Genomic DNA, 323 nt, shown 5'->3' with positions numbered 1-323 from the left:
CAGTCGATGGCGCTGTAGTCGTTGTAGGCGATGCGTTGAAACGCCGGGGCGGCGTAGAGCTCGGCATACAAGGTGGCTAGCTGGTCGATCAGCTGTTGGCGGTTGTGCAGTTCGGTCTCGTAAGCGCTGGCGAAGGCGCTGCGTTCGCCCTCGTCGTAGCGTTCCTCGAAGCGCTCCCGTGCTTCCTGCTGCTTGCGCTCGATCCTGCGCGGTAACTGGGCCTCGACATCCACGGCGGGGAGGGGGGCCTTGGCGGCGAGCAGGGGGCTGCTGTTCCAGCGCTCCACCTCCCGTGCTTCTCGCTCGACTTCGGCGGCGGCCTC

General features: G+C 66.6%; 1 protein-coding gene. It reads right to left on the bottom strand.

The window, feature by feature from the left end; all coding sequences use genetic code 11:
* Nucleotides 1-323: hypothetical protein (locus HU735_RS26865; protein ID WP_186716492.1), on the bottom strand; the 323-nt coding region annotated here is incomplete at both ends.

The sequence above is a fragment of the Pseudomonas sp. BW16M2 genome, assembly GCF_014268865.1.
Classification (GTDB): Bacteria; Pseudomonadota; Gammaproteobacteria; order Pseudomonadales; family Pseudomonadaceae; genus Aquipseudomonas; species Aquipseudomonas peradeniyensis.
The sequence above is the reverse complement of the archived record's forward strand: the minus strand, read 5'-3'. Positions and strand labels throughout refer to the sequence as shown.